Raw genomic sequence first — 15157 nt, forward strand, 5'->3', positions numbered from 1 at the left:
GAGACGGCGTGCGCAGGCGGCTGGTGGTCACCTACCTGCTGCTGCTGTGCATGGTGCTGCTGGCTCTGGAGATTCCGCTCGCCGTCACGGTCGCCAGCCGGGAGACCGACGGGGCGGTCGCCGACCGGCTGGCTGACGCGACCCGGTTCGCGTCGCTGGCGGCACCCGCGGTGCGCAGCGGCGACCTCGACGCGCTGAACGACGAGTTGCGCCGCTACCAGGAGCTGTATGGAATCGGCACGCTGCTGGTCGATCAGGATCAGCGGGTGCTCAGCGCGTTCGGCACGGCCCCGGCGGCGCCGGCGGTCGCGGTGCGCGGTGCCCTGGCCGGGCACCAGGTGAGTGCTCCGGGGACGCTGTGGCCGTGGGAACGCGAGCCGCTGATGGTGGCGGTGCCGATCAGCGACGGCGGCGCGGTGCTGGGCGTGGTGCTGACCGTGTCGCCGACCGACCGTACCCGTCGTGATGTGCTGATCGTGTGGCTGGTGCTGACTCTGGTCGGGGTACTGGCGGTGGCGTCCTGCCTGACCACCGCGGACCGCCTGGCGAGCTGGGTGCTACGGCCGGTGACCCGGCTGGACGCGGCGGCGCACGAGATCGGCGCCGGGGACAGCGCGGCCCGGGTGCAGCCCGGGCTGGGGCCGCCGGAGTTGCGGCGGCTGTCGGCGAGTTTCAACGAGATGGCCGACGCGGTCGCCGAGGCGATGGAGCGGCAGCGGTCGTTCGTCGCGCACGCCAGCCATCAGCTGCGGAACCCGTTGACCGTGTTGCGGCTGCGGATCGAGGACCTGGGCAGCCGGCTCGACGACGAGGATCTGCGGGAGGACCGGGAGTTCGCCCTGGAGGAGACCGACCGGCTCGCCGACGTGCTGGACGGGCTGCTCGCCCTGGCTCGCGCCGAACGCGGCCGGCATCAGGTGGAGGTCGCCGACGCGACGGCGCTGACCGCGCACCGGGTGAAGGCGTGGCAGCCGCTGGCCGAGCGGCGCGGCGTCGAGCTGGTGGCCGAGCTGCCGGAGGAGCCGGTGCCGGCCCGGCTGGTCGCGACCGCTCTCGATCAGGCGCTGGACGCGCTGATCGACAACGCCCTCAAATTCACTCCGGCCGGTGGCCGGGTGGCGGTCCGGTTGCGGTCCGTGGCGGACGGGGATGCCGAGGTGACGGTACGTGACACCGGCCCCGGAATGACCGAGGAGCAGTGCCGGCTGGCCACCGAACGGTTCTGGCGGGCACCAGACGCACAGAATGTGGACGGCGCCGGCCTGGGCCTGTCGATCGTGAACGTGCTGGTGGAGGCGTCGGGTGGCCGGTTCACGCTGGCTCCGGCCGAGTCGGGCGGCCTGGCGGCGACGATCCGGTTCAGGGCTTGACCGACTTGTAGTAGCGGGCCGCCCCCGGATGCAGCGGCACCGGCAGGGTGGAGATCGCCGCGCGCATCTCCAGGCGCTCGGCGGCCGGGTGGGCGGCGGCCAGCTCCCCGCGCCGTTCCATCAGCAGCCGGGTCAGGTCGTACGCCAGGTCCTCGGGCATCGTCGCGGCGACCACGAGCAGGTTCGGCACGGCGATCGTGGCGACCGGCGGCAGCGAGTAGGCGGACGCCGGCACGTCGCGCACCACGTACACGTCGCTGTAGGCCGCGCGCAGTTCACCGGCCCATTCGGACAGGTCGACGATCCGGATGCCGACCGCGGCGCCGAGCCGTTCGATCCCGGTGACGGGCAGTCCACCGGAGAAGAAGAACGCGTCGATCTCGCCGCGTTCCAGGGCCAGGATCGAGGCGTCGAGGCCGAGGTCGCGGCGCTGCACGGCGCCCGCCATGCCGGCGACGGACAGCAGCCGGCCGACGGTCACGGTGGTGCCGGAGCCGCGGGCGCCGACCGACACGCGGCGGCCCTTGAGGTCGGTCAGGCCGGTGATCGGGCTGTCCGCCCGGACGACCAGGTGCAGCAGGTCGTCGTAGACGCGGGCGAGGGCGACCAGTCCGGGGGCCGGTTCACCGCCGGTGACCAGCACGTCGGACTGGGCGAACCCGACCTCGGCCTGCCCGCGGGTGACCAGGTCCAGGTTCTCCGCCGAGGCGGCGGTGGCGAGGACACTGGCGTCGGTGCCGGGCAGTTCCCGGTCGATGATGCCGCTGAAGGCGGTACCGATCGCGTAGTAGACGGCGGTGGGACTGCCGGTGGCGATCCGCACCCGGCGATCCTCCGCCACATCACGGCCACAGCCTGTAACGATGAGGAGCGTGACCAGCCCGGCAAGCGCCATGCGACGGCTGGTTCGAAGGGTCACCTTTGTTTCCCCACGCGGGACGGCCCGGTCCGCGCAAGTTTCCCTCAAGTCTGCGCCGCGGGTGTACCGGCCGAACGGCCTTATCGGCGACGGTGTCCTCAGCCACGGAGGGAGATGCCGATGGACCCGACTTCGATTCGTCCGGTCGTGCTGGCCGACGCGCTGCCCGGCGCGTTCGAGTCCGCCTGTCTCGTCGAGTGTGTGGACACCTCCCGTCCCCAGCGACAGCCCCTGCCGGCCCCGGTTCCGCGGGCCGGCGAGGCGCTGGCCGAGTTCGATCGGGAAGACGCCGCCGACCGCCTGGTATACCTGCTCGACGGCCTCGGTTGCGAGGCGGAGCGGGAGATCCGAACGGGGGGCGGGCGACGGCGGTACGAGGTGCATCGCGTGGTCGTGGCGGAATCGCAGCGTCTGGCGACGAGCCGGATGCTGGCGGCGGCCTGGCGCCAGGGCCGGCAGGCCCTCCTCGGCACCGAACAGCTCGGCGCCTCCTCGCCCCGGCACGTGCAACGGCTCACCCTGGCGCAGGCCGCCTGGCGGGCCGCTCTGCTCGCGGCCGGTCAGCGCCGGCGCGGTCACCTGCTGTGGGTGACGTTGCGTGATCAGGAGATCGCGGCGGTGCTGGTCCGGGCGGCCCGGCTGCTCGGGGTGACCGCCGAGGTCGCCCGGCGGCCCGGCTGCCTGGTGGTCACGGTGCCGGTCGAGGCCGCGGCCGCGTTGCCGGCCACCCCGCCCCGCCTGCGACTCCGCGCCGGCTCGCTGGTCTGAACCCGGCCGGTCCGGTCGGGACTGTCCCGGCTCGGCTCGACAGCGGCCCGGGTCGGATGGATCGCGGCCCGGGTCGGATGGATCGCGGCCCGGGTCGGATGGAGGGTGGCCCGGGTCGGCGCGATGGCGGCCCGGAGCGGCTCGACGGCGGCTCAGGCCGGCTCGACGGTGAGGATGTGCGTGCCCCACGGGGGCAGGTCCACGAACAGGCCCTCGCCGGCCAGCTCGTCGCCGTCGCGGTCGAAGACCCGCCCGTCCAGCAGGTCGGTCAGTTCCCAGGAGCGCCCGGCCAGTCCCGGCCACGGCAGTGTGACCCGCGCCTGGGCCGGGTGGTCGCCGAAGTTGACGACGACCAGGCGCCGGGTGGCGCCCTCGTGCCAGGACCAGGCCACCACGTCGCGATGCGACGGATTGTCCGGCCAGCCGTGGCTGTCGAGCAGCCGCCACTCGCCGCGGCGCACTCGAGAGGCGATCGTCAGCAGCCGCCGGTGGAAGGAGCGCAGCTCCAGGTCGGCCGGCTCGTCCGGGTAGCGGCCGAGGAAGACCGGCAGACGGGTGGTACGGCCCTCGAACTGGCCGTCGTGCCAGAGGGTGGCGCCGGGCAGCGTGGCGATCGCCACCGCGGCGGCGCGCTGCCGGCCCCCGGGCATGTCGACGGCGGCCCGCGGCTCGTCGTGGTTCTCGGTGAACCGCAGCAGCCGGTCCTGATAGCCGCGGTCGGCGACCAGGTGCTTGCGCAGCGACTCGGCACCCTCGTGGACGAGCCGGTCGTACAGCCGCTTGTCGTAGCAGAAGTCGAAGCCCTGCCGTTGCAGCGTCCACTCGGTGTCCCAGTACGCCTCCGCGATCAGCACGATCCCGGGGTGCACGTCCCGGACCCGCTCGATGATCGGCGGCCAGAACTCCGCGGACGGGACCGGCCCCGCGTACGCCCCCCAGGTGCCGGCGAAGATGTCGTTGGTGACCAGCATCGCCATGTCGCAGCGGACCCCGTCGCACTGCTCGCCGATCCAGGTGAGCGTGGCCACGGTCGCCTCACGCAGGCCCTCGTCGAACGCGTTGAGCTGGGCGACGTCCGGCCACGGCGGGAAGAACGGGTCACGGCCGAACGCCAGGATGCGGCCGGCCGCCTCGAACCAGCCGGTCGGGTCGGCGGCCAGGTCGGCGGCGCCGCCCTGGATGAACCAGTTCGGGTGGTCGACGGTCGCCGGGTGGTCGGGGGCCACGTGGTTGGGCACGTAGTCGAGGATCAGCTTCACGCCGCGCCGGTTCAGCTCGGCACGCGCGGTGGCCAGCCCCTCCGGCCCACCCAGGTGATCATCGACGCGGTAGCCGCGTACGCAGTAGGGCGAGCCGACCACGTCCTCGTCGGCCAGATCGGGCAGTGCTGCCCGGAAGGCGCGCTGCAACGACGTGTTCTCCCGCGCGACGGCGAGACCGGCGGGGCTGCGCTCCCACACGCCCATCAGCCAGACCGCGTCGACGCCGGGGGCGGCGACCTCGTCCCACACCTCACCCGGGACGGTGCCCAGGGCCACCGGACGGCCGTACCTCCGGGTGAGCCCGGCCAGCCACGGCCAGGTGCCGATCTCGTAGATCACCGGCGCCGTCGGCCACCCGGTCATTCACGCCCCCTCCGTCACGTCTCCCCATGCTAGGCGGGAGATCGGCGCGGGCGCCGCGTGGACCGGTCCGGCATCCGCCGGAGTCGCCGTCATCACCGCGCCGGATACCACCAGACAGCCCAGAAACACCCTGATCAGACCGCGCATTTCACTTCCCTCCGTGACGCCCGTCTGACGGAGAGAACGAACTAGTTGATCATTCGTCGCGGGGCGGCGTTTCCTTTCCTGGGGCTTAAGCCTCGCGGACGATCAACGAAATCGTGAACGATCCACCCATCACTCCCGTATCGGAGGGCGGCACCATCACCGAGGGATTCGGGAGGACATTGTGGCACGGACCGGTATCGATACGTCGATCCTGCACAAGGGTTCACACAGCGCGTCGTTCTTCGACGTGGCACGAGCCGCGGGTGAGGGCGTCGAGATCGTCGACTTCTGCATCCCGTGCAACCCGTACTTCCCCACCCCGGAGATGTTCGACGAGCTCAGCCGGGACCTGAAGAGCATCCTCAAGTACTACCCGAGCGACTCGTCGGCGATCACCAAGAAGCTGGCCAGCGTCCTCAACCTGCACCCGCAGACGGTGGCCATGGCGAACGGCTCGACCGAGCTGATCACCTGGATCGACCACCTGCTGATCAAGGAGAGCGTCGCGATCCCGATCCCGACCTTCGGCCGGTGGACCGACCAGCCGATGGAGACCGGCAAGCGGGTCGACATGTTCCCGTTGCAGGAACGCGACGGTTTCCGGCTCGATCTGGAGGAGTACGTCCAGTTCATCCGGGAGCGCAAGTCGCGGGTCGCGGTGGTCTGCAACGTCAACAACCCGGACGGCCACTACATCCCGCGGCGGGACGTGATCCGGTTCATGGACGCGCTCAGCGACCTGGACCTGGTCGTCGTCGACGAGTCGTTCATCGACTTCTCCGACGCCGAGCGCTACCCGTCGGTCGGGCCGGACGCGGTGATCCGCCCGAACGCGGTGGTGCTCAAGAGCCTCGGCAAGAACTTCGGCCTGCACGGCATCCGGTTCGGCTACATGCTGGCGAACCCGGCGATCGCCGGCAAGATCGCGAAGATGCTGCCCAAGTGGAACCTGAACTCCCTCGCGGAGAAGGTCGTCCACATGATCTCCGACCACGAGATGGAGTACGAGGAGAGCCTGCGCCTGCTCAGCCGGGACCGCCGGTCGATGGGCCGGGAACTTCAGCGCATCCAGGGGCTGACCGTCTTCCCGTCGCAGGGCAACTTCTTCCTCGTCAAGCTGCCCAGCGAGTGGTCCGGTGTGGCGCTGCGCGACTACCTGGTCGCCAACCACGGCATCATGACCCGCGAGTGCGGCAACAAGCTCGGCATGACCAGCCAGTTCATGCGCCTCGTGGTGCGCCCGGCCGCTGACGTGGACCGGCTCGTCGACGGCATGCTCGACTACGCCCAGCGGTTCCACACCCGGTCGGTCTACGACACCGACCCGATGGAGAGCACCCCGCGGGCGCGCTGGACCGACCCGGCGTACGACGACCAGCCCGACAACCTGATCCAGTACCCGGCTCAGCGGGCCGGCAACGAGTACACCGCACGCCGCGCCGCCGTGGGCTGACGCTCAGTTCCCCGCCGTACCCGCCGATAGGTGGCCCGAAGGGCTCGGCTGGGGAGCGAGGGATGACGTACCGCGGATCGCTGGCCCGGACCGGCATGTTCGCGGTCGCGTACCTGATCGCGGTCTGGGCGGGCCGTCTCACCGTGATGGACGACACCAACCTCAGTATGGTGTGGCCCGCCGCGGGGATCGCGGCCGTCTGGTTCTGCGCCCAGCGCAAGGCCCCGGCCCGCTGGGCCGACGTCGCCGCGCTCGCCGCGATCACCCTGGTGGTGAACACGGCGACCGGCGCGACCGTCGGCCTGGCGATGGTGTTCGTCGTCGCGAACCTGGTCCAGGTCGCCGTCCTCGTGCTGCTGCTCGCCCGCTGGCGGCCGGGCCTGGGGCCGCTGTCCGGTCTGCGGAACACCCGTGATCTGTGGGCGCTGCTGGCCGCCGGGATCACCGCGACCGTGGCCGGTGCCGTGGCCGGGCCGATCGGGGTGTGGCTGCTCACCGGCCGGCACTCGTGGCCGGCCACACTGGTCTGGCTGTCCCGCAACACCGCGAGCATCCTGCTGATCGGTGCGGCCGGGCTGTGCGTCGTGCCGGCGATCCGGCGGTTCCGGCAGCGGTACGGCGCCCTGCGCGACTGGTGGCGCGCCACCCCGCGGGCTCGCCTGATCGAGTACGGCGCCCTGGTGCTGATCTCCGCCGCCGCCTACCTGACCGGTTTCGCCTACAGCCGGGGCCTGCCGATCGCGTTCGCCCTGATCGCCGTGACGGTGTGGGCCGGTACCCGGTTCCCCACCCCGCTCGTGGTGCTGCACGACCTGGCCGCCGGGTCGATGGCGGTGCTCTTCACGCTGAACGGGGACGGGCCGTTCGCGGCGATCGGCGACCCGGCCACCCGGGCGTGCGTGGCGCAGCTGTACGTCGCGATCGTGGCCGTCGTCGGGCTCTCCCTGGCCCTGGGGCGGGCCGAGCGGACGGCGCTGATCACGGCACTGGCCGCCGAGCGGGAGCAGGCGTCGCAGCGGGCCGGACTGCTCCGGGCGATCATCGACTCGACCACCGACGGCCTGGCGGTGGTCGGCGCGGACCGGCGGGTGGTGCTCAGCAACCCGGCCGCCGACGAGCTGCTCGGCGACGGCTCGGCCGGCGACTTCGAGGAGGTCTTCGCGCGGGCCCTGGCCGGGGAGGCGGTCCCGGAGACCGACGTGCTGATCCACCGGCCCGGCACCGCCCACGGGCGGATCGTCTGCGTCCGCACGGCCGCGCTGCGCGACCCGGACGGCGCCCGCCGCGTGGTGCTTCTGTTCCATGACGTCACCACCGAACGCCGGCACCGCGACGAGCTGGCCGGGTTCGCCGGCGTGGTCGCCCACGACCTGCTCAACCCGGTGACCGCGGTCGAGGGCTGGACCGAGACGGCCGCCGAGGCGATCGAAGGGTTCCCCGGGACCCCGGGGACCGGGCTGGCGCTGGACGCGCTGGGCCGGGTGCAACGGGCCGCCGGGCGGATGCGGTCGCTGATCGCCGGGCTGCTCGCCTACACCACGGCCCGGGACGCCACGGTCGCGGCGGTATCTGTCGACCTGGGGCAGATGGTCTCCGAGGTGACCGTGGCCCGGCTCGACGCGGCGATCGCGGCCGGGTCGCCGGCGCCCCGGTTCACGGTGGGCGACCTGCCGCCGGTGCTGGCCGATCCGGTGCTGCTGCGCCAGTTGCTCGACAATCTGATCGGCAACGCGATCAAGTACACCGCCCGGGACGTCACACCGGCGCTGACCGTGACGGGGCACCGGGACGGCGACATGGTGCTGGTGTGTGTCGCGGACAACGGCATCGGCATCCCGGCCGGGCAGCACGACGAGATCTTCGGCGACTTCCGCCGGGCGCACGCCACGCTCGGGTACGCCGGGACCGGGCTCGGCCTGGGCATCTGCCGGCGGATCGTGGAACGGCACGGCGGGACGATCACCGCGACCGACAACCCGGGCGGCGGATCGCGGTTCGAGTTCTCCGTGCCGGCCGCCGGCCCCGCCCGTCAACCCGTCCCCGATTCCGCTCAGCTCCGGTGACCGTCCGCCGAAAGGTAGTCGTGCAGCACAATCCCCCGGACGAGGGCGAGCGGGCGAGATTGTCCGCCGTCCGGTCGTACGAGGTGCTCGACCGGCCCCGGCCGACTGCTCTCGACGATCTGACCCGGCTGGCCGCGTCGATGTTCGACACTCCGATGGCGGCCGTCTCCCTGATCGACCGGGACCGGCAGTGGTTCGCCGGCAGCCACGGCCTCGCCGACGCGCAGACCCCTCTCGACGTGTCGTTCTGCCGGCACGTCATCCCGGCCGGGCGGCCGCTGATCGTTCCGGACGCCACCCTCGACAGCCGCTTCTCCGGCCTGCCGAACGTGACCGGCAACCCCAACATCCGGTTCTACGCCGGTGCCCCGATCGTCGACGAGGACGGGTACACGCTCGGAGCCATGTGCGTCATCGACGACCGGCCCCGCGAGGTGGACGACAAACAGGTCCGCAACCTGGTCACCTTCGCCGGGCAGGCGGCCGTGCACCTGACCGCGCTCCGCAACCGGCTGCGGATGGCCGACCTCGGCGACGAGCTGGCCCGCGCCGTGGAACGCGAGGACGACCTGGTCGCCACGATCACCCACGAGCTGCGTACGCCGGTCGCGTCCATCCAGGGTTATCTGGAGATCCTCGGCGACCAGGAGGATCTGGCGCCCTACCGGCGGCTGATCGAGCCGATCCACCGCAACGGCGAACGTCTCGTGTCGATGGTCGACCACCTGCTCGCCGGCACCCGGCCGGCGGAGGCACCGCTGCCCGCCCCGGTCGGGCCGGTGGCCCTGGACACCGTGGTCGCGGCGGCGGTCGCCGGATGCCGTCCGCTCGTCGCGTTGCGCGCGGAGACCGTACTCATGCGATGTGACGCCGAGGTGCCGGTCCGCGCCGATCTCTCCCGCCTGGCGCACGCCCTCGGGCAGTTGATGCGCAACGCGCTGCTCTTCACCCCGGCCGACCGTCCTATCTCGATCACCACCGGTGTCGCACCACGCCCGTTCGTGGAGATCGCCGACGACGGCATCGGCATCCCGCCCGAGGAGCTGCCGTACGTCTTCGATCGTTTCTATCGCGGCCGGTACGCCCGTGAACAGGCGATTCCCGGCGTCGGGCTGGGCCTGACGATCGCCCGCAACATCATCGCGGCACACCACGGAACGGTGACCGTGGACAGCAGCGGCGCCGGGACCACCGCCCGCGTCACCCTGCCGGCCGTCGCGTAGGCCCTAGGGTGAGGGAATGGAGCAGCCCGACGCGATGCTTGTCGACGACATCGTGGCGGTGATCATCCGGCGGCTGGCCGACCAGCAGCGGGTGGTGCCGGAGTACATCGTGCGCGACGCGATCAAGGCCGCCCTGCGCCGCCGGTCCGATGACGGCGGACCGGTTCCGGCGGACATCGCCGAGGAACTGATCGACGGGTTCTGTTCCGGCGTCACGGCGGTCGAGGACGACTCGGCGACCATGCCCGCGGTGCTCAGCGGCGACGAGACCGGCCGGCTGATGACCGCGCTCGGGCTGGCCGTGCACGTGGCCGCGTTCAACCTGGACCGGGACCGCCTGCACGTCGCGCAGATCCTCAACGGTGCGGCGGCCGCCCTCGTCGCGCTGGGGGCGGCGGCCCGGGCGGCGTACGCCGACGGCACCTCCGCGGTGCTGCTCTCCCCGGCGACCCTGCGGACCGCACGGACCACCGTGATCGGTGTCCTCCAGGGCCTCCAGGATCGCGGCTGGCAGGCCCGGCACCTCGATCAGGCGGGCACCGCCGCGCTGTTCGGCGGTGTGCTCGAGATGCTCGGCGCGGTCCCGCCGACCTGATCAGCGGATCGGGGCGAGAGCGCGGGCGTACGCGGAGCGCCCCGCCGGCAGGGTGAACGACATCCGGGTGCCGGCGCCGTACGGGTTGGCGGTCGCCTCGATCGTCCCACCGTGCCGTTCCACGATCCGCTTGCAGATCGCCAGCTCCAGCCCGTTGGCGTTGGTCGCGCCCTTCTCCCGGTGGAAGCTGGTGAACACCTCGTGCCGGAGGCCCGGCGGGATGCCGAGGCTGTTGTCCAGGATGTCGATGCGCAGCAGCCCGTTCGGCGCCGGCTGGCAGGAGATCGCCAGGTACGGCGCGACTCCCGGCGCCATCATCCGCAGCGAGTTGTCGATCAGGTTCTCCAGCAGCTGCCGTAGCAGGACCGGGTCCGCCTCGACCGGATCGAGGCGGCCCACCTCGAAGTACGGCGGCGCCTCCCCGGCGTTCTCCGCCTGGTCGAGCCGGCTGTTGATCACGTCCCCGACGAGCAGGGCCATGTTGATCGTCGTCGGCATCAGCTTGCCGTCCCGCGCCGCGGTGTAGGACAGCAGCCCGTTGAGGAACGTGCGCATCCGGGCGGCGGCCCGCTGGATCCGCTGCACCCGCTCGGCCGGCCGGTACCCGGCCAGTTCCTGCTCCAGCACCTCGGCCCAGCCCTCGATCGTGGTGAGCGGGTTCAGCAGGTCGTGCGCGACCCGCCCGGCGAACGACATCAGTTCGTCGCGGTGCCGCCGGTCGGCGGTGACGTCGTGGAAGACCACCACCACGTGGTACGGACCGGTGCCGAGCGCGAGGCGGGCCGCGTTGAACCGGACCACCCGCCCCTCCGGCACCGCGGAGTTGCGCACCAGGACGTCCATCGGCGCGACGTCCTGCCCGGCCAGGACCCGGACGTGCGGGAGCTCGTCGTCGGACAGCGGGGAGCCGTCCGGCTGGAAGAACCCGTGGTCGGTACCGAGCGCCGCCCCGCCGGTGACCGCCGGGACCGAGCCCAGCAGCCGGCCGGCGGCCGGGTTGCGCAGCACGAGACGGCCGGTGTGGTCGAGGATGGCGAGTCCCTCGGTCATCGAGTTGACCACCGTGGTCATCATGGTGGCCTTGTCGGTGGCCTCCTGCTCGGAGACCTGGAGGCGCTGGATCAGGGTGTCGCGTTCGTCGCGGCTGATCGCGAGGGCGAGACCGACGCAGGCGAGGATGCCGGCGTAGAGCTGGATCAGCACGGCCCGCAGTTCGACGTCGGCGACCACGGCGTACGGGCCGTGGCCGCCCACCGTCCAGAGCAGCGCCGCGCAGTCGAAGACGGCCACGTGCAGGACCACGACCAGGCTGGGGAGCCGGAGGGCCGCCCACACGGTCAGCGGAATCAGGACGAACCCGATCGGCAGCTCCGCCTGGATGCTGAACACCGCCCAGTAGGCGCCGGCCGAGACGGCGAAGACGGCCAGGGCCTCCGGACCGTGCCGGGACCACGTTCTGCCCCGCTGGTCTCCCCCGAGGCCGGCGAGCAACCGGACGGCCGTGCCGAACACCACGACGGAGACCGCGTCCCGGAGGAACAGGGCGGTCACGCCGGTGATCATGAACGTCCGCTCGCCGCCGAGCAGGAGGTCTCCGGCGATCCGCAGCACGTTGGCGGCCAGCGAGGCGACGCCGGCGCAGAGCAGCAGGTCCCACAGGTCGGTCAGCCGCGACAGCCACCGGCCGCCGTCGGCGGGGGGCCGCGGTCCGGGCTGCCGGCGGGCCACCGCGAACACGAAGGCCACCGCACCGAGCATCGCCGCCAGGCCTTCCAGCAGGGCGATGCCGACGGGGGTGCCGGTGACGGCGAGGCCGCCCGCGGTGAACAGTCCGATGGCCCCGGTCACCGGCCACCGCCGGCGGGACTCCCCGCTCACCAGCAGCCACATCGCCGCGATACCGAACGCGGGCCAGATCATCGGCTCGCCGGGGTCCCCGAGCGTCGTCCCGGCGCAGGCCAGGACGGCGATCAGCTGAAGGGCCCCATACCCGACAACAGCCGGTACGGCCATCGGAAGTCTCATCGGCTCGCCTCGTATCGGGATGTGACCCTTTCACCTCTTGTCGGCATGTTCGCGACATCCCTTAGCCGGAGATATATACAATTCGATATCTAGTTGTTAACGAGCTTCATGAATACTCTCAGCTCGAAGCTGCCGAACGATGAGCATCTATCCCTGTGCTCGCCGCCGGCAGGCGCGAGAGAGGAAGATCATGGCGATTCGACGCAGCAGTGGCCGCATCCTGGCCGCAGGTCTGTTCGCACTGGCGACGGCGGTCGTCGCGACGGGAACCCCGGTCGCGGCCGCGCCCGTCACCGGCCAGATCCGGCTCGCCGGCACCGCGGACGCGATTCCCGGGAGCTACATCGTCGTCCTGAAGTCCGGTGCCCAGGAGGCCGGGCTCACCAGGGCGTACGGCGGCGCGGTCAAGCGCAGTTTCGGCAAGGCGCTCAACGGCTACGAGGCCACCCTCACCGAGGCGCAGGCCAAGAGGCTGGCGGCCAACAGCAAGGTCGAGTACGTCGAGCAGAACCAGGAGATCACGCTGGCCGCGACGCAGACCAACGCGACCTGGGGCATCGACCGCATCGACCAGCGGGCGCGGCCGCTCAGCACCACCTACACCTACCCCGTCACCGCCTCCAACGTCACGGCGTACATCATCGACACCGGCATCCTCTACAGCCACAGCCAGTTCGGCGGGCGGGCCACGGCCGGCTACGACGCCGTCGGCAGCGGCGCGGTCGACTGCAACGGACACGGCACCCACGTGGCCGGCACCGTCGGCGGATCCACGTACGGCGTGGCCAAGGCCGTCCGCCTCGTCGGCGTCCGGGTGCTCAACTGCTCCGGCTCCGGCACCACGGCCGGCGTCATCGCGGGCGTCAACTGGGTGACCAACAACGCGGTCAAGCCGGCGGTCGCCAACATGAGCCTCGGCGGCGGCGCCAGCACCTCCATCGACACGGCCGTCCGCAACTCGATCGCGTCCGGTGTCACGTACGCGGTCGCGGCCGGCAACTCGAACGCGAACGCCGCGAACTACTCGCCGGCCCGCGTCGCCACCGCCATCACGGTCGGCTCCACCACCAACACCGACGCGCGGTCCAGCTTCTCCAACTACGGCAGCACGCTGGACATCTTCGCGCCCGGCTCGTCGATCACCTCGGCGTGGTACACCAGCAGCAGTGCCACCAACACGATCAGCGGCACCTCGATGGCGTCCCCGCACGTCGCCGGTGCGGCCGCCCTGGTCCTGTCCCGCAACCCGAGCTACACCCCCGCCCAGGTCACCTCGGCCCTCACCACCAACGCCACCACCGGCGTGGTCACCAACCCCGGCTCCGGATCCCCGAACCGGCTGCTCTTCGTGGTCCAGTAACTCTCACCGGCGAACGGCCGGGGTCCTGACGACGAGGCACCCCGGCCGTTTGTGACAGTGATGATGCCCTCGCTCCCACCAGGACTTATGGCCCCTCCACATGGGTTCTACTGGAGGTGACGAGGAGCGTGATCGACATGATCGGACAGGCACGGCACCGGGTCGTCGTGATCGGAGCGGGCTTCGGCGGCAAGTACGCCGCCAAGGCGCTGCGCAAGGCCCCGGCCGACGTCACCGTCATCAACGGCACCAACCACCACGTGTTCGAACCCCTCATCTACCAGGTCGCCACCGGTGTCCTCTCCCCCGGCGAGGTCGCCACCCCGGTGCGGGAGCTGTTCCGCGGGCAGCCGAACACCGACGTACTGCTCGGCTGGGTGACCGATGTGGACACCGAGAGCCGTACCGTCACCGCCACCGCGCCCGGCGGACTGCCCTACCAGGTGCCCTACGACACCCTGATCGTCGCGGCCGGGACCGCCCAGTCGTACTTCGGCAACGACCGGTTCGCCGAGCACACCCTCAGCCTGAAGAGCATCGACGACGCGGTCGAGCTGCGGTCACGCATCCTCACCGCCTTCGAGATGGCCGAGATCGCCACCGACCCGGCCGAGCAGGCCCGCCTGCTCACCTTCGCCATCGTCGGGGCCGGGCCGACCGGCGTCGAACTGGCCGGGCAGATCGCCGAGATCGCCCACCGCACCCTCCCCGGCGAGTACCGGCGCATCGACCCGGCGCAGGCCCGCATCGTCCTGATCGACGCCGCCGACCGCGTCCTGCCCGCCTTCAGCCCCGGTTCGTCCGCAGCCGCCGCCCGCCGGCTCCGCGACCTGGGCGTCGAGGTCCGGGTCGGCACACTGGTCACCGACGTCGACGCGGGCGGCGTCCAGATCAGCGTCGACGGTGGCGCCCCCGAGCGGATCGACGCGATCACCAGGGTGTGGAGCGCCGGGGTGGCCGCCGCGCCGCTCGCCGCCCGCATCGCCGCGGCCACCGGTGCGCCCACCGACCGGTCCGGCCGGATCCTGGTCGAGCCCGACCTGACCGTGCCCGGCCATCCGGAGATCTTCGTGGTCGGCGACCTGATGAGCCTCGACGGCCTGCCCGGCGTCGCGCAGGTCTCCATCCAGGGCGGCGGCTACACCGGGCGGGTCATCCGGCGCCGGCTCACCGGGAAGCCGGCCGGCAAGCCGTTCCACTACTTCGACAAGGGCAACATCGCGACGGTGTCCCGGTTCTCCGCGGTCGCCGACCTTCGAGGGGTACGCCTCAGCGGGCTCGCCGGCTGGCTGCTCTGGCTCGGCGTCCACTGGGCCTACCTGCCGCGCGGCCGCAACCGGGCGAGTTCCCTGATCCGCTGGGCGGTCACCTTCCTCGGCCGGAGCCGCCCGGAACGCGCGGTCACCGCCCGCCAGGCCGGCCTCCCGTCACCCGCCCCCGCCGACCCGCTCCGCGAGCCCGCCCCAGCCGCCGCCCCACACAGCTGACCCGCCCCCGGCTGGTCACCGTCACCCCCGGCTGGCTCCCACCGCTGTCTCAGACGCCCCGAGACAGCGGTGACAACCAGCCACCACCACCCGGCTGGCTCCCACCGACCTCTCGGACGCCC

At 72.0% G+C, this 15157-nt stretch carries 11 protein-coding genes; 8 read left to right on the top strand and 3 right to left on the bottom strand.

Annotated elements, in window-relative coordinates; all coding sequences use genetic code 11:
* Nucleotides 1–8: 8 nt before the first annotated feature.
* On the top strand, nt 9–1370 hold the full coding sequence (locus BC793_RS41800; protein WP_109602172.1) for a sensor histidine kinase: 1362 nt from the start codon (nt 9–11) through the stop codon (nt 1368–1370).
* Here BC793_RS41800 and BC793_RS41805 read toward each other — a convergent pair.
* Complete coding sequence (locus BC793_RS41805) at nt 1360–2265, bottom strand: TAXI family TRAP transporter solute-binding subunit (protein WP_109602173.1); 906 nt, start codon at nt 2263–2265, stop codon at nt 1360–1362. The genes BC793_RS41800 and BC793_RS41805 overlap by 11 nt on opposite strands.
* Nucleotides 2266–2409: 144 nt before the next feature.
* Between BC793_RS41805 and BC793_RS41810 the strand changes: the two genes are divergently transcribed.
* A complete protein-coding gene (locus BC793_RS41810; RefSeq protein WP_146246707.1) occupies nt 2410–3057 on the top strand; it encodes a hypothetical protein in 648 nt (215 codons plus the stop codon).
* 152 nt (nt 3058–3209) lie between these two features.
* Here BC793_RS41810 and BC793_RS41815 read toward each other — a convergent pair whose 3' ends face one another.
* Complete coding sequence (locus tag BC793_RS41815) at nt 3210–4682, bottom strand: alpha-amylase family protein (protein ID WP_109602175.1); 1473 nt, start codon at nt 4680–4682, stop codon at nt 3210–3212.
* A 328-nt stretch (nt 4683–5010) separates the two neighbouring features.
* Here BC793_RS41815 and BC793_RS41820 point away from each other — a divergent pair, with 328 nt between their 5' ends.
* From BC793_RS41820 to BC793_RS41835, 4 genes are all read left to right on the top strand, one after another.
* Nucleotides 5011–6282 (top strand): pyridoxal phosphate-dependent aminotransferase, encoded by a 1272-nt coding sequence (locus BC793_RS41820; RefSeq protein ID WP_109602176.1) that lies wholly within the window; start codon nt 5011–5013, stop codon nt 6280–6282.
* A 62-nt stretch (nt 6283–6344) separates the two neighbouring features.
* A complete protein-coding gene (locus tag BC793_RS41825) occupies nt 6345–8345 on the top strand; it encodes an ATP-binding protein (RefSeq protein WP_109602177.1) in 2001 nt (666 codons plus the stop codon).
* Nucleotides 8346–8365: 20 nt separating this feature from the next.
* Nucleotides 8366–9568 carry a GAF domain-containing sensor histidine kinase gene (locus tag BC793_RS41830; protein ID WP_239170611.1) on the top strand — a complete coding sequence of 401 codons (1203 nt, stop codon included), beginning with the start codon at nt 8366–8368 and terminating at the stop codon, nt 9566–9568.
* A gap of 16 nt (nt 9569–9584) precedes the next feature.
* On the top strand, nt 9585–10163 hold the full coding sequence (locus BC793_RS41835) for a hypothetical protein (protein ID WP_109602178.1): 579 nt from the start codon (nt 9585–9587) through the stop codon (nt 10161–10163).
* On the opposite strand, the gene BC793_RS41840 is transcribed toward BC793_RS41835, so the two are convergent.
* Entirely contained in the window at nt 10164–12188 is a 2025-nt protein-coding gene (locus BC793_RS41840) for an ATP-binding protein (RefSeq protein ID WP_239170612.1), read from the bottom strand.
* Between the two features lie 190 nt (nt 12189–12378).
* Here BC793_RS41840 and BC793_RS41845 point away from each other — a divergent pair, with 190 nt between their 5' ends.
* Together BC793_RS41845 and BC793_RS41850 are read left to right on the top strand one after the other, a co-directional pair.
* Complete coding sequence (locus BC793_RS41845; protein WP_109602180.1) at nt 12379–13548, top strand: S8 family peptidase; 1170 nt, start codon at nt 12379–12381, stop codon at nt 13546–13548.
* Nucleotides 13549–13685: 137 nt separating this feature from the next.
* Nucleotides 13686–15035 carry an NAD(P)/FAD-dependent oxidoreductase gene (locus tag BC793_RS41850; protein ID WP_109602181.1) on the top strand — a complete coding sequence of 450 codons (1350 nt, stop codon included), beginning with the start codon at nt 13686–13688 and terminating at the stop codon, nt 15033–15035.
* Nucleotides 15036–15157: the final 122 nt, after the last annotated feature.

Origin of the sequence: Actinoplanes xinjiangensis, assembly GCF_003148685.1 — a bacterium.
GTDB lineage: Bacteria > Actinomycetota > Actinomycetes > Mycobacteriales > Micromonosporaceae > Actinoplanes > Actinoplanes xinjiangensis.